This window comes from Catenulispora rubra (genome assembly GCF_015356825.1).
Classification (GTDB): domain Bacteria; phylum Actinomycetota; class Actinomycetes; order Streptomycetales; family Catenulisporaceae; genus Catenulispora; species Catenulispora rubra.
Map to the genome: position 1 here is coordinate 1 of NZ_JAACYW010000115.1, position 23,837 is coordinate 23,837.

At 71.0% G+C, this 23,837-nt stretch carries 22 protein-coding genes; 13 read left to right on the plus strand and 9 right to left on the minus strand.

Going from position 1 to position 23,837, the window contains the following annotated elements; all coding sequences use genetic code 11:
- Positions 1-27 precede the first annotated feature (27 nt).
- The 6 genes from GWK61_RS27780 (at position 28) to GWK61_RS27805 (ending at position 7,139) form a co-directional block, all read left to right on the plus strand.
- Entirely contained in the window at positions 28-660 is a 633-nt protein-coding gene (locus GWK61_RS27780; protein WP_194913027.1) for a DUF6758 family protein, read from the plus strand.
- A 175-nt stretch (positions 661-835) separates the two neighbouring features.
- Positions 836-2,053 carry a 1-deoxy-D-xylulose-5-phosphate reductoisomerase gene (gene dxr, locus GWK61_RS27785; RefSeq protein WP_194913029.1) on the plus strand — a complete coding sequence of 406 codons (1,218 nt, stop codon included), beginning with the start codon at positions 836-838 and terminating at the stop codon, positions 2,051-2,053.
- A gap of 62 nt (positions 2,054-2,115) precedes the next feature.
- Positions 2,116-3,345 (plus strand): M50 family metallopeptidase, encoded by a 1,230-nt coding sequence (locus GWK61_RS27790; protein ID WP_194913033.1) that lies wholly within the window; start codon positions 2,116-2,118, stop codon positions 3,343-3,345.
- 194 nt (positions 3,346-3,539) lie between these two features.
- Entirely contained in the window at positions 3,540-4,709 is a 1,170-nt protein-coding gene (gene ispG / locus GWK61_RS27795) for a flavodoxin-dependent (E)-4-hydroxy-3-methylbut-2-enyl-diphosphate synthase (protein ID WP_369125619.1), read from the plus strand.
- Positions 4,710-4,881: 172 nt separating this feature from the next.
- Positions 4,882-5,742: a GNAT family N-acetyltransferase gene (locus GWK61_RS27800; RefSeq protein ID WP_194913042.1), complete on the plus strand. Its 861-nt coding sequence runs from the start codon at positions 4,882-4,884 to the stop codon at positions 5,740-5,742.
- A gap of 77 nt (positions 5,743-5,819) precedes the next feature.
- Positions 5,820-7,139, plus strand: a complete 1,320-nt coding sequence (locus GWK61_RS27805; RefSeq protein WP_194913044.1) for a hypothetical protein — start codon at positions 5,820-5,822, stop codon at positions 7,137-7,139.
- Between the two features lie 12 nt (positions 7,140-7,151).
- On the opposite strand, the gene GWK61_RS56925 is transcribed toward GWK61_RS27805, so the two are convergent.
- The 3 genes from GWK61_RS56925 to GWK61_RS27815 form a co-directional block, all read right to left on the minus strand.
- Positions 7,152-7,652 carry a methylated-DNA--[protein]-cysteine S-methyltransferase gene (locus GWK61_RS56925; protein ID WP_323747790.1) on the minus strand — a complete coding sequence of 167 codons (501 nt, stop codon included), beginning with the start codon at positions 7,650-7,652 and terminating at the stop codon, positions 7,152-7,154.
- Complete coding sequence (locus tag GWK61_RS27810) at positions 7,649-9,442, minus strand: DNA-3-methyladenine glycosylase 2 family protein (RefSeq protein WP_228563052.1); 1,794 nt, start codon at positions 9,440-9,442, stop codon at positions 7,649-7,651. The genes GWK61_RS56925 and GWK61_RS27810 overlap by 4 nt, the downstream gene beginning before the upstream one ends.
- 65 nt (positions 9,443-9,507) lie before the next feature.
- Positions 9,508-10,500 carry a hypothetical protein gene (locus GWK61_RS27815; RefSeq protein ID WP_194913045.1) on the minus strand — a complete coding sequence of 331 codons (993 nt, stop codon included), beginning with the start codon at positions 10,498-10,500 and terminating at the stop codon, positions 9,508-9,510.
- Between the two features lie 185 nt (positions 10,501-10,685).
- Between GWK61_RS27815 and GWK61_RS27820 the strand changes: the two genes are divergently transcribed.
- Positions 10,686-12,434 carry a proline--tRNA ligase gene (locus GWK61_RS27820; RefSeq protein ID WP_194913047.1) on the plus strand — a complete coding sequence of 583 codons (1,749 nt, stop codon included), beginning with the start codon at positions 10,686-10,688 and terminating at the stop codon, positions 12,432-12,434.
- A gap of 133 nt (positions 12,435-12,567) precedes the next feature.
- Positions 12,568-14,172 (plus strand): serine/threonine-protein kinase, encoded by a 1,605-nt coding sequence (locus tag GWK61_RS27825; RefSeq protein ID WP_194913050.1) that lies wholly within the window; start codon positions 12,568-12,570, stop codon positions 14,170-14,172.
- Positions 14,173-14,197: 25 nt separating this feature from the next.
- Here GWK61_RS27825 and GWK61_RS27830 read toward each other — a convergent pair whose 3' ends face one another.
- Both GWK61_RS27830 and GWK61_RS27835 read right to left on the minus strand, forming a co-directional pair.
- Positions 14,198-14,605 (minus strand): ferritin-like domain-containing protein, encoded by a 408-nt coding sequence (locus GWK61_RS27830; protein WP_194913052.1) that lies wholly within the window; start codon positions 14,603-14,605, stop codon positions 14,198-14,200.
- Entirely contained in the window at positions 14,602-15,147 is a 546-nt protein-coding gene (locus GWK61_RS27835; protein ID WP_194913054.1) for a ferritin-like domain-containing protein, read from the minus strand. Before GWK61_RS27835 ends, GWK61_RS27830 begins: the two co-directional genes overlap by 4 nt.
- 117 nt (positions 15,148-15,264) lie before the next feature.
- On the opposite strand from GWK61_RS27835, the gene rimP reads away from it, so the two are divergent.
- Together rimP and nusA are read left to right on the plus strand one after the other, a co-directional pair.
- Positions 15,265-15,852 carry a ribosome maturation factor RimP gene (rimP, locus tag GWK61_RS27840; protein ID WP_194913056.1) on the plus strand — a complete coding sequence of 196 codons (588 nt, stop codon included), beginning with the start codon at positions 15,265-15,267 and terminating at the stop codon, positions 15,850-15,852.
- Positions 15,853-15,857: 5 nt separating this feature from the next.
- On the plus strand, positions 15,858-16,832 hold the full coding sequence (gene nusA, locus GWK61_RS27845) for a transcription termination factor NusA (protein WP_194913060.1): 975 nt from the start codon (positions 15,858-15,860) through the stop codon (positions 16,830-16,832).
- Positions 16,833-16,974: 142 nt separating this feature from the next.
- Here nusA and GWK61_RS27850 read toward each other — a convergent pair whose 3' ends face one another.
- Complete coding sequence (locus tag GWK61_RS27850; RefSeq protein ID WP_194913063.1) at positions 16,975-17,379, minus strand: GlcG/HbpS family heme-binding protein; 405 nt, start codon at positions 17,377-17,379, stop codon at positions 16,975-16,977.
- A gap of 102 nt (positions 17,380-17,481) precedes the next feature.
- Here GWK61_RS27850 and GWK61_RS27855 point away from each other — a divergent pair, with 102 nt between their 5' ends.
- The gene (locus tag GWK61_RS27855) at positions 17,482-18,318 is read left to right on the plus strand and encodes a helix-turn-helix transcriptional regulator (RefSeq protein WP_194913065.1); all 837 of its coding nucleotides are present in this window, start codon (positions 17,482-17,484) and stop codon (positions 18,316-18,318) included.
- Between the two features lie 166 nt (positions 18,319-18,484).
- On the opposite strand, the gene GWK61_RS27860 is transcribed toward GWK61_RS27855, so the two are convergent.
- The 3 genes from GWK61_RS27860 to GWK61_RS27870 are packed head-to-tail and all read right to left on the minus strand — an operon-like array spanning position 18,485 to position 19,949.
- Positions 18,485-19,087 carry a dihydrofolate reductase family protein gene (locus GWK61_RS27860; protein WP_194913068.1) on the minus strand — a complete coding sequence of 201 codons (603 nt, stop codon included), beginning with the start codon at positions 19,085-19,087 and terminating at the stop codon, positions 18,485-18,487.
- 5 nt (positions 19,088-19,092) lie between these two features.
- Entirely contained in the window at positions 19,093-19,608 is a 516-nt protein-coding gene (locus GWK61_RS27865; protein ID WP_194913070.1) for an SRPBCC family protein, read from the minus strand.
- Positions 19,605-19,949 carry an ArsR/SmtB family transcription factor gene (locus GWK61_RS27870; protein WP_194913072.1) on the minus strand — a complete coding sequence of 115 codons (345 nt, stop codon included), beginning with the start codon at positions 19,947-19,949 and terminating at the stop codon, positions 19,605-19,607. The genes GWK61_RS27865 and GWK61_RS27870 overlap by 4 nt, the downstream gene beginning before the upstream one ends.
- Before the next feature lie 181 nt (positions 19,950-20,130).
- Between GWK61_RS27870 and GWK61_RS27875 the strand changes: the two genes are divergently transcribed.
- Together GWK61_RS27875 and infB are read left to right on the plus strand one after the other, a co-directional pair.
- Positions 20,131-20,358 (plus strand): YlxR family protein, encoded by a 228-nt coding sequence (locus GWK61_RS27875; RefSeq protein ID WP_323747791.1) that lies wholly within the window; start codon positions 20,131-20,133, stop codon positions 20,356-20,358.
- A 186-nt stretch (positions 20,359-20,544) separates the two neighbouring features.
- Positions 20,545-23,745 (plus strand): translation initiation factor IF-2, encoded by a 3,201-nt coding sequence (gene infB / locus GWK61_RS59820; RefSeq protein WP_194913088.1) that lies wholly within the window; start codon positions 20,545-20,547, stop codon positions 23,743-23,745.
- Positions 23,746-23,837 lie beyond the last annotated feature (92 nt).

The following is a 23,837-nucleotide window of genomic DNA, read 5'->3' on the forward strand; positions in this document are numbered from 1 at the left end:
CCCGCCCTGAGAGGACTGTCAGTCTCTATGAAGGCCGAGCCCAGCTGCCCACGCTGTGGGAGCCGGGTGCGCGCTCCCGGCCTGCTGTCCACGACCTGGCAGTGCGACCTGCACGGCGCGATCCACCCCCTGCAGCCAGTCCAGCCCCCCACCGCGAAGGAACTGGCCGAGACGGCCGCCAACAGCCAGGTCCCGGTGTGGATGCCCTGGCCCCTGCCCACCGGCTGGGAGTTCACCGGTATGGCCTACGCCGGCGACGAGGCCGGGGCCCGCGCGACCGCGGTGGCCTGTGCCGGTCCGAACCCGTTCGGCGGAGTCGGGGAACTGCTGCTGATCGCCGAGGAGATGGGCGTCGGCCTCGGCGCGCGCTTCGCCGGGCTGGAGGGCCCGGACCCGGGCGAGATCTTCGAGCAGACCGCCGCCCACGCCAAGCTCTACGCCGCGGGCCGCTCCACCTCCATGTGGAACGTCCCGAACACCGGCGACCGCGCGGTGTTCCTCGGCGAGGCCGGCGGCCTGTGGCTGTGGGCCGTGCTGTGGCCGCACGACGCGGCCCATCTGATGTACGACGACCTGGTGCTCACCGACCTGCGGGACGCCGGCGCCGAGATCGACTGGATCCCGGTCGGCGGCCTGTCGCTGCGCCTGATGGAGATGTAGCGGCAGACGTAGGGGAAGACCCAGCGGGAGACGAGGCCGGAGATAGAACAGGGCCGACACCCCATCGCAGGGCACACCGACCCGCCCGCGCCCCTCCCGGAATTGAGCACATCGGTGTGAACCTCGTGTGACCGTCGGCCCGCAGCGGCCCTGCGCTCCGCAGCGGTAAGCCACAATGACCGACGTGACCCACACCGTGCGCGACATCATCCTTCTAGGCTCCACCGGCTCCATCGGCACCCAGACGCTGGACCTGGTCTCCCGCAACCCCGACCGGTTCCGCATCGTCGGCCTGGCGGCCGGCGGCGGGAACCCGGAACTCCTGGCGGAGCAGGCCCTGACCACCGGCGCGCGCACGGTCGCCGTCGCCAAGGCCAGCGTCGCGCAGGACCTGAACCTCGCCTTCTACGCCGAGGCCCAGAAGCGCGGCTACTCGGCCGGCGAGTTCCAGATCCCGGAGATCCTGGCCGGCCCCGAGGCCTCGGCCGAGCTCGCCGCCCGCGAGTGCGACATCGTCCTGAACGCCATCGACGGCGCGGCCGGCCTGAAGGCCACGCTGGTCGCCCTGGACTCCGGCCGGACCCTCGCGCTGGCCAACAAGGAGTCGCTGATCATCGGCGGCGACCTGGTCGCCCGGCGGGCCAAGCCGGGTCAGATCGTCCCGGTCGACTCCGAGCACTCGGCCCTGGCGCAGGCGCTGCGCGGCGGTCGCGCCGAGGAGGTGGACAAGCTGGTCGTCACCGCCTCCGGCGGCCCCTTCCGCGGCCGGACCCGCGCCGAGATGGCGGACGCGTCCCCCGAACAGGCCATGAAGCACCCGACCTGGAACATGGGGCCGCTGGTCACCTGCAACTCCGCGACCCTGGTGAACAAGGGCCTGGAGGTGATCGAGGCGCACCTGTTGTTCGACATCCCCTTCGACCGCATCGAGGTCGTGGTGCATCCGCAGTCCATCGTGCACTCGATGGTCCAGTTCGTGGACGGCTCCACGCTGGCCCAGGCCAGCCCGCCGGACATGCGCCTGCCGATCGCCCTGGCCCTGGGCTGGCCGGACCGGGTCCCCGGCGCCGCCCCGGCGCTGGACTGGACGAAGGCCGCCACCTGGGAGTTCTTCCCGCTTGACGACGAAGCGTTCCCCTCGGTGCGGCTGGCCAAGCAGGTCGGCGCAACCGGCGGGACCGCTCCGGCCGTCTTCAACGGTGCCAATGAGGAGTGTGTGGCCGCGTTCCTCACCGGCCGCCTCCGCTTCCCGGCGATCGTCGATACCATCGAACGGGTGGTCGCCGAGCACGCCGGTTCAGGGCGCTCTCAGGGTGGGGACCTTACTCTGGAGGCCGTCCTGGAGGCGGATTCCTGGGCGCGTACGCGCGCACGGGAACTCACAGCCGGCTGAAAGACTTTGATTAGGTGACGGGTACAGCCCAGGCGCCAGTGCCGACGACGATAGGTGGATAAGTGGGCCCGCTAGGCATCATCCTGTTCGTCATCGCGCTCGTGGCGTCGATCATGCTGCACGAGGCCGGGCACATGGTGTGCGCGCGCAAGGCCGGCGGCAAGGTCACCGAGTTCTTCCTGGGCTTCGGGCCGAAGATCTGGTCCTTCCGCAAGGGCGAGACCGAGTACGGCGTGAAGGCGATCCCGGCCGGCGGCTACGTGAAGATCGTCGGGATGACGGACCTGGAGCCGATCGACCCCGAGGACGAGCCGCGGGCCTTCTACCGCAAGCCGCTGGGCTGGCGGCTGCTGACGCTGTCGGCCGGCTCGCTCACCCACTTCCTCATCGCCCTGTTCCTGCTCCTGCTGGTGCCGCTGACCTGGGGGATCCAGTCCCAGGATGTGTCCGGGAAGGTCGGCACGGTCACCCAGTGCCTGAAGACCACGGCCGGCTCCTGCGGCACGGCCGACGCCGCCAGCCCGGCCAAGGCCGCCGGGCTGGAGAACGGCGACAAGATCGTCGCGGTCAACGGGGTCGCCACGCACAGCTGGCAGGACGTCACCGACCAGCTGCACAAGGGCCAGCCCAAGGTCGGCGCCGACAACAAGCCCGCCGGCGCTCCGGTGCCGGTCAGCGTGACCTACCTGCGCGACGGCCAGCAGCAGACCACCACGATCACCCCCCAGGTGGGCAACATCTCGGCCGACCCCAAGAAGGTGCAGCTGGGCCTGATGATCGGCATCCAGGCCCCGCGGCCGGTCTACCAGCACCCCGGGTTCCTGAACGAGGTCGGCAACGGCTTCACCGGCTTCGGCACCCTTGCCAAGGGCTCGGTGACCGGCCTGGTCGACATCCCGGCCTCGATCCCCAAGCTGTTCCAGGCCACCACCAGCGACAAGCCGCGCGACGCCAACGCCCCGGTGGGCGTGGTCGGCATGGCGAGCCTGACCGGCGGCGTGATCCAGACCAACGGCTACTCCGGCTTCCTGTACTACATCGCCAGCATCAACATGTTCATCGGCATCTTCAACCTGCTGCCGCTGCTGCCCCTGGACGGCGGGCACATCGCCATCGCGCTGTACGAGGCGGGCCGCCGCCGGATCGCCAAGCTCTTCGGCCGGCCGGACCCGGGCCGCGTGGACCTGAACAAGCTGATGCCGGCCGCGTTCACCTTCCTGGTCTTGTTCGTCGGGCTGTCGCTGCTGCTGATGGCCGCCGACATCACCAACCCGCTGAAGTACCCGAGCTGATCTGAAGTACCGGAGCTGATCGGGGTTCGACCCTGACCGGGTATTGACCCGGCGAGGTCCGCGCGGTAGCGGTGACCTGCGCCACCGTGGCGCCGGTGAAGGCCGAGTGAAAATCTCGCGGCGTGTGCGAACGCCCCACGAACGTGCCGTAGCGTGGACGGCGAGCAGAAAACCATTCACGGAACGGTGAGACCTTGACCGCCATCGCGTTGGGCATGCCCGCACTCCCGACCAAGCCGCTTGCCATCCGCCGCAAGTCCCGCCAGATCATGGTGGGGAACGTCCCGGTGGGCGGTGACGCGCCGGTGTCCGTGCAGTCGATGACCACGACCCTCACCTCCGACGTGAACGCCACGCTCCAGCAGATCGCGCAGCTCACCGCCGCCGGCTGCCAGATCGTGCGGGTCGCGGTGCCTTCGCAGGACGACGCCGACGCGTTGCCGATGATCGCGAAGAAGTCGCAGATCCCGGTGATCGCCGACATCCACTTCCAGCCGAAGTACGTCTTCGCGGCGATCGACGCCGGCTGTGCCGCGGTGCGGGTGAACCCGGGCAACATCAAGGCCTTCGATGACAAGGTCGGGGAGATCGCCAAGGCGGCCAAGGCCGCGGGCACTCCGATCCGGATCGGCGTGAACGCCGGGTCCCTCGACAAGCGGCTGTACGAGAAGTACGGCAAGGCCACGGCCGAAGCGCTGGTCGAGTCGGCGCTGTGGGAGTGCTCGCTGTTCGAGGAGCACGACTTCCGGGACATCAAGATCTCGGTGAAGCACAACGACCCGGTCGTGATGATCAACGCCTATCGGCAGTTGGCCGAGGCCTGTGACTATCCGCTGCACTTGGGTGTCACCGAGGCTGGTCCGGCGTTCCAGGGCACCATCAAGTCGGCGGTCGCCTTCGGTGCGCTGTTGGCTGAGGGCATCGGGGACACCATCCGGGTCTCGCTGTCGGCGCCGCCGGTGGAAGAGGTCAAGGTCGGGCAGCAGATCCTGGAGTCCCTGGGCCTGCGCAAGCGTGGCCTGGAGATCGTCTCCTGCCCCTCGTGCGGTCGGGCGCAGGTGGACGTGTACAAGCTCGCCGACCAGGTGAGCGCCGCACTCGACGGGCTGAAGGTGCCGCTGCGGGTGGCGGTCATGGGCTGTGTGGTGAACGGCCCGGGTGAGGCGCGCGAGGCGGATCTGGGTGTGGCCTCCGGCAACGGCAAGGGCCAGATCTTCGTGCGCGGCGAGGTCATCAAGACCGTTCCCGAGGCGCAGATCGTGGAGACGCTGATCGAGGAGGCCTTCAAGATCGCCGCCGAGATGGGCCTGGAGATCGACGCCGAGACCGGTGAGATCGTGGAGTCTGTGAACGCCGCGCTTTAAAGCCCCGCTTCCAGTACCGTCCTATACGGGGCCGTTTTCTGGGCTCCGTAGAACGCTTAGCGGTCGCGGCCGCGCACCGAACAGCCGCATGGTCGGTCGGTGCGCAGCTGTTTCCGCTCCAGAGCAGGGCAGGCTACGGGCAAACGCCGTACAGTGAACTGGTGATCGTGCGATGAGCGTTTTGTCGAGGGTCCGCGGGACCAGCACCAGGCTGTTGGGCGTGGCCGATCTGGCCGACGTCCGTGCGCTGCTGGCGCGCGACCCGGTCTCGAACGTCTTCGTGGCCTCCCGGGTCGAGGCCTCCGGCCTGGACGCCTGGCGTCTGGGCGGCGAGGTCTGGGGCCACGTGGTGAACGGCAAGCTCGACGCGCTGTGCTATTCCGGCGCCAACCTGGTCCCGGTCGAGGCCGGTCCGGAGGCCGTGCGGGCCTTCGCCGAGCGGGCCCGCCGCCAGGGCCGCCGCTGCTCCTCGATCGTCGGGCCCGCCGAGGCCGCGATGGCGCTGTGGGAGCAGGTCCGCCCGACCTGGGGCCCGGCGCGCGAGGTGCGCTCCAGCCAGCCGCTGATGGAGATCCGTGGCTCCTCGGAGACCGTCGAGCCGGACTTCCGGGTGAAGCCGGTGACGCCGAACCAGATAGACACGCTGCTGCCGGCGTGCATAGCGATGTTCACCGAAGAAGTCGGCGTCTCGCCGGTGGGGGACGACAACGGCAGTTCCTACCGCGCGCGGGTCTCCGAACTCGTGCACGCCGGCCGGGCCTTCGCCTGGATCGAGGACGGGCACGTGGTGTTCAAGGCGGAGATCGGGGCGGTGACCGAGCAGGCGTGCCAGATCCAGGGGGTGTGGACGCATCCGGCGCTGCGCGGCAAGGGCATCGCGGCGGCCGGGATGGCCGCGGTCGTGGAGTACGCGCTGCGCGATTTCGCGTCAGTGGTGAGCCTGTACGTGAACGACTACAACGCTCCTGCTCGCGCCGTGTATCGCAAGGTCGGGTTCGAGGAGGTCGGCGCTTTCGCGTCGATCTTATTCTGACATTGTTCTGAGTTGTTCCACCCGCTACCGGTTTGGGAATGCTCTGATGGGCGTTCCCGACACCGAAGGGGGTGGTCATGCCCAAAGAGATCTCTCGAGAGTTCCCCACTCCGGAGAACGGCTTCGCGCCGCAGCTGCGTACTCAGGAACGGGAAGAGGAGCGCGACCGGGACCGGGAGCGGGATCCCGCCGACGCCCGGCAGGGGCGGCCGGGCTGGCTGAGCCGGATGCGGAACCGGCGCATGAGCGCGCTGGTGGCGTGGTCGTCGTCGGTGGTGCTGGCGACGGTGGCGATCGCGATCACGATGACCTGGGTGCATCCGGACAAGGGACAGTGGAAGGAATTCTTCCGCGGTGTCACCGGCGACGTGGCCGGGGCGCTGCTTGTGGCCTTCTTCTTGTCGCCGGTGTTCCTGGCGATCCGCGCCTTCGCGAACGAGAAGTTCGGGAACATCGCGGACTACGTGCCGATGGCCGGCTACGAGCGTTTTCCGTACCTGAAGTTCATAGAGCGGCTGGAACGCTGCGACGACCTGGTGCGGATCATGGACACGTCCAGCAACATCCTGGACGTCACCACCGCGGAGGGCGACGAGGCGGAGGAGCGGAGCCGCTGTGTCGCCGCGCTGCGCAACGTGCTGGCCGGGGACAACGAGGTCCGGGTGGAGATCGTGCTCCTGGACCCGACCTCTGACGCGGCGCGCCAGCGGAGTACGGACCTGAGGGGAGAGGGGATCGACATCGCCGCCGGCGTCAGCCGGAACCTGGCGCTGTTGAACCGGATCCGGAACCAGCTGCCGGACGGCGCGCGGAGCAAGCTGTTGGTGAAGCTCTATAACGCGACCCCTGCCTGTGCCTACTACAGGGTGGACGACAGGGCGTCCATCGCCTTCTACTCTCTGCGGACCGCGTCAGAGCAGGGTGCGCATGTGGACGTGGCGCTGAAGGAGAAGCTGGGGAAGATCGTGAACGACCACTTCCGGGAGATCCGGGAGGACGCCAACACGGTCGAGATGGTCGAGTACCTCTACGGGACGCTTACGGTAGGGCGGCGTACAGAGCACGTCGCATGGGTCGAGTACGGCGGTGCGCTGTTCCTCGGTCTGGCGTCTCCTCGGGAGAACCCGGTCGCGTGGACCGTGGCGCCGCGCGTAGGCGGCGGAGAGCCGCTGCAGATGGCGGCCTATAAGCACGAGCCCGCAGAGTTCCGCGCTATGCGGTTGATCCCATGGGCCGAGTGCGGAGGGATCGGGATCCGGATCGAGGAGAAGTACGGGGTCGAGTTCCAGGTGCTGTTCGAGGTGGCCCCGGTCGGGGCGATGCCGGCCGGCTTCCTGCCCGGCCAGACGGCGTCGCGGAGCGACCGGCCGGCCGGGGCGGAGTCCGGGGGACCTTAGCCTTGGACGGTTTCAGACCCCCGCGTACTGCTTCTCGTGCGCCAGCAGCGTGGCCTTGCAGTCCAGGCCGTAGAGGAAGTTCTTGCTGGAGCCGTCGCTGCGCACGATGCGGTGGCAGGGCACGAACAGCGCGATCGCGTTGGACGCGCATGCCGACCCCGCGGCCCGGACCGCGTCGGGGTTCCCGGCCGTGGCCGCGAGCTGCGTGTAGCTGATGGTGTCGCCGGCCTTGACCGCACGCATCGCGTCCCACGCCGCGGTGCGGAACGGTCCGGTCGCCCGGTAGACGACCGGCACGTCGTCGAGCGCGGCCAGATCGCCGCCGAAGTACGCCGCCACGCGCTCGGCCACGCGGTCGTGCGCCCCCGGCTCCGGCACCGGGGCACGCAGCATGCCGGACAGGAACGCGGGGTCGGCGGTGAAGCCGGCGGCGTGGACGATGTCGTCGGCATCGGCGAGCACGGTGAACGGACCGGCCGGCGTCGCGATGGTGGTGTAGGTCAGGGTGCTCACTGTTCGGTTCCTTCGGTCTCGGGGTCGCTCGCGCTGGCCCACAGGTGCAAAGCGGCATAGGCGCGCCAGGGACGCCACGCCTCGGCGTGCGCCAGGAGGGCCTTCTCGGTGCCGGGCAGGCCAAGCCTTTCGGCCTGCCGCCGGACGATCAGGTCGCCGACCGGGAAGGCGTCGGGATCGCCGAAGACGCGCAACGCGATGTAGTCGGCAGTCCACGGCCCGATGCCCGGCACGGCGAGCAGCTTGGCGCGTGCCTCGGCTCGGTCCACGCCGCGGTCTAGGGCGAGGTCGCCGCTCGCGACGGCGGTGGCGAGGGCGCGGAGGGTCGCGGCGGTGCGGCGGGTGAGGCCTAGGCCTTCGTAGTCGCCGGCGGCCAGGGTCTCGGGGCGCGGGAAGGGGCTCAGGTCTGCTTTCTTGTCGACAAAGTGATTTGCTGATGCGGCCGAGTCCGCGCCGGCTGCCGACCACGAGCCCGACTCCGAGCCAGAGCCCGAGCCCGAGACCCGGCCGGAGTTCGAGCCCGACTCCGACTCTGCTGCTGGCCGCGAGCCCGCTGCCGAGCCTGCGCCCGCCCTCGCTGCCGACCACGTGCCCGACTCCGAGCCTGCGTCTGCCGCCGCCGAACCTCGGCGCGAATCCGCCGTTGCTGGTGCGATCGCGGCCTCCGGCACCAGCGCAGCTTCGGCGGCCAGCTCGACCGCGGCGAAGCGCTGCACCAGGCGTGCGGTCATGGTGCGGGCCGCCGCCACGCTGATCTGCTGGCCGAGGATTGCGCGGACCGCGATCTCGAAGCCGTCGACCGCGCCGGGCACGCGCAGGCCGGGGCGGGCGGCGACCAGCGGTGCCAGTGCCGGGTCGCCGGCCAGGACTGCGTCCACCTGCGCGGGGTCGGCGTCCAGGTCCAGGAGGTCGCGGCAGCGGCGGACGGCTACCGCCACGTCGCGGAGGTCGTCGACCACCAGGCGGGCGTGGACCACGCCCTTGTCGTCGCGGAGTTCGACCTGGCCGGTGCCGTGGGGGAGGCGGAGGGCGCGGCGGTAGACCAGGTCGCGGCCGTGGCCGGCCACCTCGTCCACGCCGGGGATGGCTCGGTCGCCGAACCAGCCGAGGAGGGCCGGGAAGTCGAAGGGGGTTCGGTAGGTCAGCCGCAGGGTCAGTGCTCCCTCGCCGTCCACGGCGCTTCCGGCCAGTTCGGCGGTTGTGGCGCCGGTGCCGAAGCGGACGCGGATCTCGCTCGGGGTGGCGCCGAAGGCCTCGCGGACCGAGTCGTTGAACTGCCGGATCGAGCCGTAGCCGGCGGCGAACGCGACGTCCGAGACCGGCAGTGCCGTCGACTCCAGCAGCAGCCGGGCGGTCTGCGCGCGCCGGGAGCGGGCCAGCGTCAGCGGCCCCACCCCGAGCTCGGCGACCAGCACCCGGTGCAGGTGCCGCTCGCTCACCGCCAGCGTGCGGGCCAGGGCCGCGACGCCGTCCTGCTGGTCGGCGGCACCGTCGGCGATCAGCCGCAGCGCCCGGCCGGCCAGGTCGGCCCGGACGTTCCAGTCCGGCGAGCCGGGCACCTTGTCGGGGCGGCAGCGCCGGCAGGTGCGGAAACCGGCGGCCTCGGCGGCCGCGGCGACCCGGAAGAAGCGCACGTTCTCCGGCTTCGGCGTGCGGGCCGGGCAGATCGGCCGGCAGTAGATGCCGGTGGTCGTCACGCCGGTGAAGAAACGGCCGTCGAACCGCGGGTCGCGGCTGGCCACCGCCCGGTAGTAAGTATCGAAGTCGTTCTGGAGAGCTGGCTCGGGCATACATCGAGTGTCGCGCAGGGCGGAGCGCGGCACTAGCGGGATTCGGACCAGACCGTCAGCCGCAGTCAGCGTCGCGGGGAATCCGCGTGGAAGGCCCGGTCGCGCCAGTAGAGGAACGAAGACTCCGGGTCCCCGGTGTAGGTCCACGGAACGCGCATAGCGTGCGAGCCGATCGCGTCGAACAACGCGCGCGTCTCGTCAGAGTCCACCAGGCCGGAGTACACCATCGCGTGCAACAGGTAGTTCCGGTCCAGATCGGCCTGCGCGTGCGGCTCTATAGCGGAGCCCAGCCAGCTGTGCATAACGCGGTCTATATCCGCGGTGACCAAGTCCCGCGACCAATGTGCCTGCGGCGAGGACTGGCGCTGCCGAGCCACCCCCACGTTCGCCGTTCTGTAGACCTCTGCGTGGGCCACCAATGGGAGCGCCGCTAGAGGGGAACCGGCAGGGGCTTCTCCAGCGAGCCAATAAGCGAAGTCGTACATCTCCTGATGCGAACCGCACCACGCGCCGAACAGATACATCAGCGCTTCATGCTGGCCATCACGGTTGAACGCGTCCAGAGCGCGCATCTTCTGCCAACGGTTCCAGAACTCGTCGTGCCCACTGCGGCGCCCGCGGTCGGCGGCGCGCGCGAGCGTCAGCATGACCACCCACGGCGTCGGATCCTCCGGAGCCATCTCGGCGGCGTGCGTACACAGGTCCAGGGCCTCGTCCGCGGTCTCGCGGTAGCCGGCGCCGCCGGCCAGCGACGCGCGCAGCGCACGGACCGTCTCCACCTGGGCCCGCAACAGCGCGGCGTCCGGATTCACCGGCTCCAGCACCTGCCAGCGCTCCACCCACGAGGAGTTCGCCACTGCTTCGGCGAGCACCCGCACCCGGTGGCTGCGCCGGTCCCACTGCGGACCCTCGAAGCCCTTCCGGGTCTCGGCCAGAACCTCCCGCGCCGGCCCCCAGTCCCCGGACGCCAGCGCGTCCCGGGCCTCGGCCAGCGCCAGATCGCCGAGCGCCGGGTCCAGATTCACCCGGAGGACGTCGTTCCGGGTCTTTGCTGCCATGTCGGCACGGTAACCTGCCCGCCGTTGATACGGGAGGGTCTTTACGTGCTGTTGAAGGCGTGTGCGAACGGTCAAACGGCAAGCGATCACGCCGGAGCCGGATATCCTCGCAGGACAGCAGTGCGCTAAGGCGGGTTTCCCGCCGAGGCGCAAAACCTTACCTGATCGAACACTAGGAGCACCCCGTGATCTGGCGTATGTCGTCGCTGTTCCTGCGAACCCTGCGCGAGGACCCGGCGGACGCCGAGGTCCCGAGCCACAAGCTCTTGGTCCGTGGTGGATACGTCCGCCGCGTCGCCCCCGGCATCTACTCCTGGCTGCCGCTGGGCAAGCAGGTCCTGGAGAACATCACCCGCGTGGTGCGCGAGGAGATGGACCGGATGGGCGGCCAGGAGGTCCAGTTCCCCGCGCTGCTGCCCCGCGAGTACTACGAGACGACCGGCCGCTGGACCGAGTACGGCGACAACCTGTTCCGCCTCCAGGACCGCCGCGGCAACGACTACCTCCTCGGCCCCACGCACGAGGAGATGTTCACCGACATGGTCAAGGGCGAGGTGTCGTCCTACAAGGACCTGCCGGTCACGCTCTACCAGATCCAGACCAAGTACCGGGACGAGGCGCGGCCCCGCGCCGGCATCCTGCGCGGCCGGGAGTTCCTGATGAAGGACTCGTACTCCTTCGACCTGGACGACGAGGGCCTGAAGCACTCCTACGCGCAGCACCGCGACACCTACATCCGGATCTTCGAGCGGCTGGGCATCAAGTACAAGATCGTCTCGGCGGTGTCCGGCGCGATGGGCGGCTCGGCCTCCGAGGAGTTCCTGGCCACGGCGCCCACCGGCGAGGACACCTATGTGGCGTGCCACAACTGCGGCTACGCGGCGAACGTCGAGGCCGTCGAGACCGCCGTGGCCGCGCCCCAGGACGCCGCCGCGCACCCCGCGCTCCAGATCCTCGACACCCCCGACACTCCGACCATCGACTCGCTGGTCACCGTGGTGAACGGCCTCGGCATCGCGATCGAGGCCAAGGACACCCTGAAGAACGTCGTGGTCAAGGTCCGCTATCCCGGCGTGAAGGAGCCCAAGGTCCTGATCGTCGGCCTGCCCGGCGACCGCGAGGTGGACCTCAAGCGCCTGGAGGCCGCGGTGGCCCCCGGCGAGGTCGAGATGTTCGAGGCTGAGGACTTCGTCAAGCATCCGAAGCTGGTGCGCGGCTACATCGGCCCGGTCGGGCTGAAGGAGGCCGGGTACGAGTACCTGGTCGACCCCCGCGTGGCCGTCGGCACCGCCTGGGTGACCGGCGCCAACGAGGCCGGCAAGCACGTCGCCTACGCGGTGGCCGGCCGGGACTTCGACATCGAGGGCACGGTCGAGGCCGCCGAGGTGCGCGCCGGCGACCTGTGCCCGCGCTGCGGCCACGGGCTGTCCATCGACCGCGGCATCGAGATCGGCCACATCTTCCAGCTCGGCCGCAAGTACGCCGACGCCGCCAAGCTCGACGTCCTGGGCAAGGACGGCAAGCCGGTCCGCGTCACCATGGGCAGCTACGGCGTCGGCGTCTCCCGCGCCGTCGCGGTCCTGGCCGAGCAGATGTACGACGAGCTCGGCCTGGTCTGGCCGCGCGAGGTGGCCCCGGCCGACGTGCACATCGTGGCCGCGGGCAAGGACCCGGCGATCTACGAGACCGCCGACCGCTACGCCGAGGAGCTCGGCGCGCGCGGCGTGCGGGTCCTGTACGACGACCGCGTGGGCAGCGTCTCGCCCGGCGTGAAGTTCAAGGACGCCGAGCTGATCGGCATCCCGACCATCGTCGTGGTCGGCAAGAACCTGGCCGACGGCGTCGTCGAGGTCCGGGACCGGAAGAGCGGCGAGAAGACCGAGGTCGCGGTGCCGGACCTGGTCGAGCACGTGCGCGCGCTGGCGCACGGCTGAACCGTCGAACGACCACAGCACGCCGCCGCCGGGGCACTCCCGGCGGCGGCGTGCTGCGTCCGAGCTCGCGGGTCGTCTCGATCACAGACCGCGGGGCGCCGTCCGGTAAGGGTGACGCGCAATAATCACCCCCATGGATGTACCGACCCCCGGCACCGTCATAGCCGAGCGCTACCGTCTGACCAGGCCCCTCGGGTCCGGCAGCAGTGCGGTCGTCTGGGAGGCGCAGGACTCGAGCCTGGACCGGCTGGTGGCCGTGAAGCTGCTGCACGGCGGCGCCGCCGCGCATCCGGCGGGCCGTGAGCAGCTGCGGCGGGAGGCGCTGGCGCTGGCGCGGCTGTCGCATCCGCGGGTGACCACCGTCTTCGACTACATCGAGTGGCAGGACGGGGACGGCGACTTCCAGCCGGTGCTGGTCACCGAGCTGCTGGCCGGGCTGAACCTGGAGGACCGGCTGGAGCAGGGCCCGCTGCTGGAGAACGACGCCCGGCTGGCGTGCGCGCAGCTGGCCAGCGCGCTGGAGGCGGTGCACCAGGTCGGCATCATCCACCGCGACCTGAAGCCCGGCAACGTCATGCTGATGTCCGACGGGGTCAAGCTCCTGGACTTCGGCATCGCGCAGGCCTCCTCCGACACCGACGCGCGCACCGGCCTGGTGGTCGGCACGCCGGCGTGCATGGCGCCGGAGCAGCTGACCGGGCGCGGGGCGCTGCCGGCCTCCGACGTCTACGCGCTCGGCTGCATCCTCTACTGGTGCGTCACCGGCCGCGCGCCGTTCGAGGGCGCGACGGTCGACGACGTGGTCAAGGGCCACCTGCACCGCCAGCCGCCGCCGCTGCCGACCGCCGGCCTGCCGCCGCAGATAGCCGGGATCTACCGGCAGTGCCTGGCCAAGGACCCCCTGGAGAGACCGGCGGCCGCAACCGTGGCGGCAGTCCTGGAGCTGCGCGGCGCCCCGGCCGAGATCCCCGGCGCGGCGCGGCCGCCGGCGAACCGGACGATGGTGATGCAGCCGTACGAGGCCCCTACGCGCCCCTCATACCTGGCCGCCCAGGAACAGCCCGCGTATATGGGCCCGCGGGTTCCTCCGCAGAGCGTTCCGGACGATGACGACGGCGGTTCCTACCCGGCCCAGCCGACGTTCCCCGGCCCGCCCCCGCCGCGCCGCTACAACTGGATCTGGATGGTTCTCGGCGCGCTGGTCATCGCCTTCATCGCGGCGGCCGGCACCGCGCTGTTCATGAAGGGCTCGCAGGCCGAGAAGCAGACCACGTCCGCCCCTCCGCCGGGCATCACCGCCACCACCGGACCGGGCGGGTCCGCGACCGGGCCCTCGGGCTCGTCGCCGTCGGGGACGCCGAGCACCACCGCGACCTCCAGCGGACCGGCGTCCACGCTGCCGCCGACCGCCGACCCGGGTAAGGACCCGGTCGCCTTTCTGGAGGGCGTCCGAGGACAGGTCGACGGCTACATCGCGCAGGGCGCGGCCACGATGGACCCGAACGCCGGCCGCGATCTGCAGAACTCGCTGACCGATCTGGAGAGCGCGGTGCAGGTGGCGCAGCAGCACAATATGAAGGGCCACTACCTGCGCGACGCGCAGAACAAGGCCGACCAGGTGGTCTCGAGGATCAACGACGACCAGACCCAGGGGCTGACAACCGACCCCGTGGCCTCGGTCCTGTCCGGAGAGGTGCAGAACCTGTCCGACGCGCTGGGCAACAGCGGCAACAACTGAAGCGACTGAGAGGGAGGCTCCCGGGTCAGTCCCGTTCTGGCAGACCCGGGAACGCTACCGAACTCCCACGCCACCGCACTGCACGGACGGCGGCATCCGTCAGCCACTCCAGACCGGTGCGTCGGGTGTCTCCGGAGGACGCCTGGACGACGTCCGCATAAGAAGCGCCGAGCCGTTCCTCCAACTGCGCCGCCAACCGTGTGGCATCCGCTGCGGTGTTCACAGGGAACGGGATCGCATAGGCCGGTGCCGCGGCGACCGGCTTGTCGCCCTGCGCTTCGATCAGGCCGATGAGGATGTCGCGGCGCGCGCGATGCGTGTCGTAGGCGTTCTGCGCTGCGCTCCGCTGTGCGCCGGCGAGACGGACCGCCAGGACTCCGTATCCGTACACCGCGGCGTGCTCGTTTGCGAGGGCGGTCTGCAGCGCGCTCATGCGGCACCTCCCAGGAGCAGCGCGGCGTGTCCGGACTCGGAGGCGGCGACGGACGCCAGCAGCATGGCGGTGTCGCCGTCGGCGGCGAGGATGTCGGAGGTCCGGGCGCTCGCGGCGTCCTGCTCGGCCTTGGCGAGGGTCACCACGGCGGTCTTCGCGTCGGCCGGGGCCGGCGATGACCAGGTCGTTGCAGAACCCGACGGTGTCGTCGTGGCCGGGGCAGTGGTGGGCGCCGTGTAGCCCTCCTGTATGGCGGCGACGTGTGAGGCGTGCTCGTCGCGGATCGCTTTGAGTCTCGCTGTGAGTGCGCTGTCGGAGGCCACGGAGGGCAGCGCCAAGGCGGCGTCATACCGCGCCAGCAAATCGGCCTCCGCGGCCAGCGCGCGGTCGCGTACCGGGTCCGGCTGCCCGGCCGGTACCGGTTCGGCCGGAGAAGTCGCGGATCGCTTGGTTCCGCCAGGAGAAGCACACGCGCCTAACAGCGCCACACCTGCCGCGGTGAGCATCGTGCGTCTCGTCAGCTCCACGGGCACCCAGGTCACCGCCAAAGTGTAGCGATTCGCGGCGCCGCGCCGACGGGAGCGCGCCCTGGTGCGGAACGGATACTGTGTTGGCTACGAAGCGACAGCACGACGGACGACAACTGCACAAGGAGAACGATGAGCACCCCCCGAACCGGAGCCCCGGCGGACCGGTTGCAAGCGTTGCTGGAGCCGGTCGTCGCCGCCGCCGGCTACGACCTGGAGACGGTCCGCGTCTCGCAGGTGGCCCGCCGGCGCCGTGTCGAGGTCGTCGTGGACGGCGACGACGGCGTGTCGCTCGACGCGGTCTCCGATCTCACCCGGGTGGTCTCCGACGTGCTCGACGGCCCGGACGGCGCCGTGGTCGTGGGCGACCAGCCCTACGTGCTGGAGGTCGGCTCGCCGGGCACCGACCGGCCGCTGACCCTGCCCAAGCACTGGCGCCGGGCCAAGGGGCGGCTGGTGCGCGCCGTGCTGACCGACGGCGGCGAGCTCACCGGCCGGGTCCTGGACGGCGACGAGGACGGCGTGCTGCTGGAGGTGGAGGTGCCCGGCAAGAAGAAGGGGCAGCCGTCGACCACCCAGGAGCGCCGGCTGGCGTTCGCCGAGGTCGCCAAGGCGCGGGTGGAGATCGAGTTCAACCGCAAGGACGACGAGGCTGACGAGGCCGACGAGACCGACGAGACCGACGACATCGAGGACATCGACGAGGACGAGGAGGGCTGACGACCATGGACATCCCCACGAGTGCATTGCGCGACCTGGAGAAGGACCGCGGGATCCCCTTCGAGAAGCTGGTCGAGGACATCGAGGCCGCGCTGCTCATCGCCTACAAGCGCACCGACGGCGCGAAGTCCCGGGCCCGGGTCCAGGTCGACCGGTCCAGCGGCCACGTCACCGTGTGGGCCGTGGAGGAGATCGAGGACGGCACCACCCGGGAGTACGACGACACCCCGAACGAGTTCGGCCGCATCGCCTCCACCACCGCCAAGCAGGTGATCCTGCAGCGGCTGCGGGACCACGAGGACGAGCAGACCTTCGGCGAGTTCTCCGGCCGCAAGGGCGACCTGATCACCGGCGTGGTGCAGCAGGGCCGCGACCCGCGCGCGGTGCTGGTGAACATCGGCAAGATCGAGGGCACGCTCCCGGCCGCCGAACAGGTCCCCGGCGAGGAGTACCGGCACGGCGAGCGCCTGAAGTGCTACGTGGTGGACGTCCGCCGCGGCCAGCGCGGTCCCCAGGTGACCCTCTCGCGGACCCACCCGGACCTGGTGCGGAAGCTGTTCGCGCTGGAGGTCCCGGAGATCGCCGAGGGCGCGGTGGAGATCACCGCGATCGCCCGCGAGGCCGGCCACCGCACCAAGATCGCGGTCCGTTCGCACCGGGCCGGCGTCAACGCCAAGGGCGCCTGCATCGGCCCGATGGGCGCGCGGGTCCGCAACGTGATGGCCGAGCTGCACGGCGAGAAGATCGACATCGTGGACTGGTCCGAGGACCCGGCCGAGATGGTCGGCAACGCGCTGTCCCCGGCGCGGGTGTCGAAGGTGCAGGTCGTGGACCTGGACCAGCGCAGCGCCCGGGTGATCGTGCCGGACTTCCAGCTCTCGCTGGCGATCGGCAAGGAGGGCCAGAACGCGCGGCTGGCGGCCCGGCTGACCGGCTGGCGGATCGACATCCGCTCGGACGCGGAGCCGGTCGCCGAGTAGTGCCGGTGGTGCGCGTGGTGCGAGTGGCGCACGCGGCTTGAGTACGGCGATTGAGGGCCCTCCGATCGGAGGGCCCTCAATCACTGGTGGAACATCAGCGGATCATCGGTGGACGCGGTGGACGCGGCGGTCCAAGGCGGGCTCAGACCGCCTTGGCGACCGCCTCGGCGACCGCGACGTCCTGGTCGACCAGGCCGCCGGAGACGCCGACCGCGCCGATGACGGTGCCGTCCGCCGAGGCCAGCGGCAGCCCGCCGCCGAAGGTGACCAGGCCGCCGTTGGTGGCCTCGACGCCGTAGATCGGGCCGCCGGGCTGGGACATCCCGCCGAGGACGGCGCTGGGCATCGGGAACAGCGCGGAGGTCCGGGCCTTGCGCTGGGAGATGTCGACGGAGCCGAGCCAGGCGCCGTCCATCCGCTGGAACGCCACGAGGGTCCCGGCGGTGTCGACGATCGTGATGCACATGGCGACGCCGATCCCGGCGGCGGCCTCCTGGCCGGCGGCGATGATGCGGGTGGTGGTTTCGAGGTTCAGTGCGTTGCTCATGGCTCAAGATTCGGCGGCGCCGGGCGGCACAACCAGAGCTCGGCTGTTCCTGGGGACGGCTGCCCCAGGAACGCGGAGCGCGGCGGTGCGATGCTGGGATGCGTGAGCGAGCTCGGAGCATTCCTGAAGTCGAAGCGGGCGGCGATAGCGCCGGAGTCCGTCGGGCTGCCCGCCGTGGGGAACCCCCGCCGGGTGAGCGGCCTGCGCCGCGAGGAGGTCGCGCAGCTGGCCGCCATGAGCGTGGACCACTACACCCGGCTCGAACAGGGCCGGGTCACCACCGCCTCGGACAGCGTCCTGAACGGGATCGCCACCGCGCTGCGGCTGACCGACGCCGAGCGGGCCTACCTGCACATCCTCGCGCAGCCGCCGGTCCGGTCCCGGTCCGCGGACCCCGGCGGCGCGGGCCGGCCGGCGGTCAGCACGCTGCTGCGGGACCTGCTGGAGGCCATGAAGGACGTCCCGGTCCTGGTCATCGACCCGCGCGGGGACATCGTGGCCTGGAACGACATCGCGGTCGCGCTGTACCTGGACTTCGCCGAGATGCCCGCGCGGGAGCGGAACATGATCCGCATGCTGTTCCTGGAGCCCCGGGTCCGCGGCATGCACCAGAACTGGGACGAGGTCGCCGCGGTCAGCGTGGCCCGGCTCCGGATGAGCGTCGGCCTGATGCCGGGGGACCGCCGGATGGCCGAGGTGGTCAGCGAGCTGCTGGACCGGGACCCGGACTTCCGCCGGTGGTGGGGCGGCCACGAGGTCCTCGCCACCGACACGTTCCGCAAGAGCTTCGACCACCCGGTGGCCGGCCGGATGCTGCTGGACTGGCAGGCGCTGACGGTCGCCGCGGACCCGGAGCTGACGATGATCGTCTTCACCGCGCCGCCGGGGTCCGCGACGGCGGACTCGTTGCGGATGCTCGGGTCCTGGGCCGCCGGCTGAGCCCCGAACCCGGTCGAACCGGGACTGCGAATACGACCGCCACCGCAACTGCAAACGGCTGACCGGCCGACAACCCACGACCCGACCGCGCACGGCGGACACCCCCTCGGTGCACCCCGCGCGGTCCGTCGTGGGCCTCGTGGGCCTCGTGGACCTCGTCGGCCGGTCAGCCGTTGCGGACCATGTAGTGCAGGTGCGTGACCCGCTCGCCCTGAACGACCACCGTGGGATCGTCCAGGAGTACGTGCTCTGCGAAGTGCTCGCCGAAGAACCGCTTCCCGCTGCCGAACACCACCGGCACCAGCGCCACGTCCACCTCGTCCACCAGACCGGCGGCGAAGGCCTGGCCGCCGACATCGCCCCCGTTGAGCGCCACGTCCCGGTCCGGTCCGGCCACCTCCTTCGCCTGCGCGATGGCGCTCTCCACGCCGTCGGTCACGAACGTGAACGGCGCGGTGTCCAGGTGTTCCCAGTCCGTGGGAACGCTGTGCGTCACCACGAAAACGCGGTCCCCGGCGACCGGAACGCCGTTCCATCCGTTGGTGAGGTCGAACAGCCGCCGGCCGATCACCATCGCGCCGATCCGCGACCACTGCTCGCCGATGTACTTCGCCGAGACCGCCGACGCCTTGAACGACATGTGCCGGTTCCCCGCGGTGATCGGGGTGTCGCCCTGGAAGTAGAAGTCGTGCAGCGCACCGACCTGGTCGTCGGCGGTGGCCAGGAAGCCGTCCAGCGAGACCGCGTCGGCCATGACGACCTTGCTCATCGCCCTCACACCCCCGAGGCCAGCAGCTCGGCAAGCCGCTCCATCGAGTCCTGGATCCCGTGGGTCATCCCGGACGCCAGCGCGCCCTCGCGGGTCTCCATCGACGGGAACACCGAGCGCGTCGTCACCCGGGTCCTGCCGTCCACCTCGGTGAACCGGCTGATGTCGAGCTTCACCTCGTTCGGCACGCCCTCGAACTCGAAGGTCTGGATGATCAGCCGGTCCGGCTCGACGGTGTGGAAGACGCCGTGGAAGCCGGCGCGCAGGTTGCCGAGGTGGCCGCCGTGGTGCACGTAGCGGTAGCGGCCGCCGGGGCGCGCGTCGTACTCCTCGATGTCCATCTCCAGATCGCGCGGGCCCAGCCAGCGCGCGACCAGCTTCGGGTCGGTGTAGGCGCGGAAGACCTGCGCCGGGGTGGCGTCGAAGTCGCGGGTGACGTCCAGGAACGGCGTGCCCTCGGGCGCTTCGATGGTCGTGGGGTGGGTGCCGGCGGTGGTGCCGGACTCGGGATTCGTGCTCATAGTTCTTCCTCCTCCTTGAGTGATTCCAGTACCGCGTCGAGCTTGCGGAAGCGGCTCTCGGCGGCCAGCCGGTAGCCGTCGATCCAGGCGGTCAGCCGCTCCAGGGCCGCGGGGTCCAGGTGGCAGGGCCGCCGCTGGCCGTCCCGGCTGCGGGTGATCAGGTCGGCGTCCTCCAGGACCCCGATGTGCCGCGAGACCGCCTGCTTGGTGATCGGGAACAGGTCCGCCAACTCGTTCACCGTCGCCTCGCCGCGGGACAGCCGCGCCACGATCGCGCGGCGGACCGGATCGCCGAGGGCGGTGAAGGCCCGGTCAAGGGCCGCTTCTGTGTCGTCAACCATGTTGTTAATCAACCATCTCGTTAATCAACCGATGTGTTGACTATAGGTCGGAGGTCGACCGCCCGTCAATAACCCGGCGAACGGTGAAGTGATCCAGGCGCTAGACTGAGACGTGTCTAGCCAGACGGATGTTTCTGCACGCCTTGCCGCATCGGCACGTCTTGTACCGGTGCGCACTTGTGTGGGTTGCAGGGCAAAAGCGGCGAAGACGGAGCTGCTGCGCGTCGTGGCGGTCGAGGGCGCTGTCGTCCCCGACCTGCGCGGGCGGTCGCCCGGACGTGGAGCACACCTCCACCCCGATCCGGGATGCCTGGCCCTCGCCGAGAAGCGTCGGGCGTTCCCGCGGGCGCTGCGGGTCGACGGTCCGTTGGAAACAACGGCGGTCCGCGCGTTGTTGGAAGGCAGCTGAAGCACTACATCCCTGTCCGCGTCAGGTGCGTGGAGCAGAGAACCCAGTACTAGTCGGAAGCAGGTCGAGTCAGGCGATGAGCACGCGATGAATGCGCCGACGGACGCGATTAGCAACACGCGATGAGTACGCCCATGCAGTAACCAGACGGCTTCGCGAACAGACGCGGGCCGAAGAAGGAGTGAAGTGGCCAAGGTCCGGGTCTATGAACTCGCCAAGGAGCTCGGAGTAGAGAGCAAGGTCGTGATGGCCAAGCTCCAAGATCTGGGTGAGTTCGTCCGCTCGGCGTCCTCCACCGTTGAGGCGCCGGTCGTCCGTAAACTGATCGACAGCATCCAACAAGCTGAATCCGGCGGCGCCAAGGGTGGCGCGCCGAAGGCGTCTGCCTCCGCGCAGTCCGCCCCCGCCGCGAAGACCGCGGCGTCCTCGAGCGCCCCGCGTCCCGGCGGTGCCCCCAAGCCCGGTCCGCGCCCCGGTCCGGTCGCGCCCAAGCCCGGCCCCGCGGTTCCCGCGCAGGCCCAGGCGGCGGCTGCGGCTGCGAGCCCGGTGGTCGAGACCCCCGCTCCCAGCGTGCCCAGCGTTCCCGAGGCTCCGGCGGCCGCGCCGGTCGCCGAGGCCCCGTCGGCGCCCGCCCCGGCTCCCACGCGTCCGGCCTCGCCGGCGCGTCCCAGCCAGGGCGAGCGTCCGGGCGGCGCGATCCCGCCGCGGCAGGCTCCGGCCGCCGGCGGCGGCAGCATCCCCGGCCGTCAGAGCCCGCGTCCCGGTACCCCGGGCCAGCGGCCCGGCGGCGACCGCGATCGTGACCGCGACCGCGGCGAGCGCCCCGACCGGGGTGAGCGCGGCCAGCGCCCGGTGCCCGGCGGCACGCGTCCCGGCCCGGCCGCCGCGCAGCGTCCCGGCCAGGGCCAGGGTCAGGGACAGGGCGGCCGCCCCGGCGGCGCCCCGACCCCGGGCCCGCGTCCGGCCGGTCCGCGCCCCGGCAACAACCCGTTCACGTCCTCCGGCTCGACCGGCATGCAGCAGCCCCCGCGGCCCGCGCCGCGTCCGGGCCCGCCGGCCGGCGCGCAGGGCGACGGCGGTCGCGACGGCGGCCGTGACGGCGGCCCGCGTCCGGGCATGCCGCCGCGTCCCGGCGGCGGCGTCCCCGGCGCCCCGCGTCCGAACCCGGGCATGATGCCCGGCCGTGCCGCGCCGCGTCCCGGCCCCGGCCAGGGCCGTCCCGGCGGTCCGCGTCCCGGCGCCCCGGCCGGTGGTCCCGGCGGTCGCACCGGCGGTCCGCGTCCCGGCGCCCCCGCGGGCGGTCCGGGCGCGCGTCCCGGCGGCGGCGGTGGCGGAGGCGGCGGTTACGGCGCCCCGCGTCCCGGCGGCGGTGCCCCCGGCGGCGGCGGTGGCGGCGGCTACGCCGGCCGTCCCGGCGGCGGTGGCGGCTACGGCCGCGGCGGTCGCGCCGGCGGCGGCGGTACGGCCGGTGCCTTCGGCCGTCCCGGCGGTCGTCCGGGCCGCGGTCGCAAGTCGAAGAAGCAGAGGCGTCAAGAGTTCGACAACATGCAGGCGCCGTCGCTCGGCGGCGCGATGCTGCCTCGCGGCAACGGGCAGACCATCCGGCTGCCCCGCGGCGCCTCGCTGGTCGACTTCGCCGAGCGCATCAACGCCAACCCGGCGTCCCTGGTGCAGGTGATGTTCCACCTCGGCGAGATGGTGACGGCGACGCAGTCGGTCTCCGACGACGTCTTCGAACTGCTCGGCCAGGAGCTCGGCTTCACCGTGCAGATCGTCTCCCCCGAGGAGGAGGACCGCGTACTGCTGGAGTCCTTCGACATCGACTTCGGCGAGAACGAGGGCGGCGAGGAGGACCTGCGGGTCCGTCCGCCGGTCGTGACCGTCATGGGTCACGTCGACCACGGCAAGACGCGCCTGCTGGACGCCATCCGCAAGACCAACGTCATCGAGGGCGAGGCCGGCGGCATCACCCAGCACATCGGCGCCTACCAGGTGGTCGCCGAGGTCGCGGGCAACGAGCGGGCCATCACCTTCATCGACACCCCCGGTCACGAGGCGTTCACCGCCATGCGTGCCCGCGGCGCCAAGGCCACGGACATCGCGATCCTGGTGGTCGCGGCGGACGACGGCGTGATGCCCCAGACGATCGAGGCGCTGAACCACGCCCAGGCGGCCGACGTGCCGATCGTGGTCGCGGTCAACAAGATCGACAAGGAGGGCGCCGACCCGACGAAGGTGCGCGGCCAGCTCACCGAGTACGGGCTGGTGGCCGAGGAGTACGGCGGCGAGACCATGTTCGTCGACATCTCCGCGCGCGAGGGCCTGAACATCGACCAGCTGCTGGAGGCGGTCATCCTGACCGCGGACGCCTCGCTGGACCTGCGGGCCAACCCGGACATGGACGCCCAGGGCGTGGCGATCGAGGCCAACCTCGACCGCGGCCGCGGCGCCGTGGCCACGGTGCTGGTGCAGCGCGGCACGCTGCGCGTCGGCGACTCGATGGTCGTCGGCGACGCCTACGGCCGGGTGCGCGCCATGATGGACGAGAACGGCGAGAGCGTCGCCGAGGCCGGGCCGTCGCGTCCGGTCCAGGTGCTCGGTCTCACCAGCGTCCCGGGTGCCGGCGACACCTTCCTGGTGGTCGAGGAGGACCGCGTGGCCCGGCAGATCGCCGAGCGCCGCGCGACCCGCGAGCGGAACGCGGCCATGGCCCGCTCCCGCAAGCGCGTCTCGATCGAGGACTGGGAGAAGGTCATCAAGGCCGGCGAGGTCCAGCAGTTCAACATCATCATCAAGGGTGATGGTGCGGGCTCCGTCGAGGCCCTGGAGGACTCGCTGCTCAAGCTGGACGTCGGCGACGAGGTCGACCTGCGCGTCGTGCACCGCGGCGTGGGTTCCATCACCGAGTCCGACGTGGACCTGGCGATGGCCTCCGACGCGGTCATCCTGGGCTTCAACGTCCGTCCCGACGGGCGCGCGAAGACCAAGTCCGACCGCGAGGGCGTCGAGATCCGCTTCTACTCGGTCATCTACCAGGCGATCGAGGAGATCGAGGCGGCCCTGAAGGGCATGCTCAAGCCGGAGTTCGAGGAGGTGCAGCTCGGGACCGCCGAGATCCGCGCCATCTTCCGCTCCAGCAAGATCGGCAACATCGCCGGCTGCATGGTCCAGGACGGCGTCATCAAGCGGAATTCCAAGGCGCGCCTCATCCGCGGCGGGTCCGTCGTCGCCGACAACCTCACCATCGTGGGGCTGCGGCGTGAGAAGGACGACGCCACCGAGGTCCGCGAGGGCTTCGAGTGCGGTATCAACCTCGGGTCGTACAACGACATCAAGGAAGGCGACATCATCGAGACCTTCGAGATGCGCGAGAAGCCGCGCGTCTAGTAGGTGGCGATGCTGTACCGAATGTTACTGAGTGCACTCGGAAGTAGCCGGACCAGCAGGTCATCGGTTCAGTTCGAGCCCGGCTGCTTCCG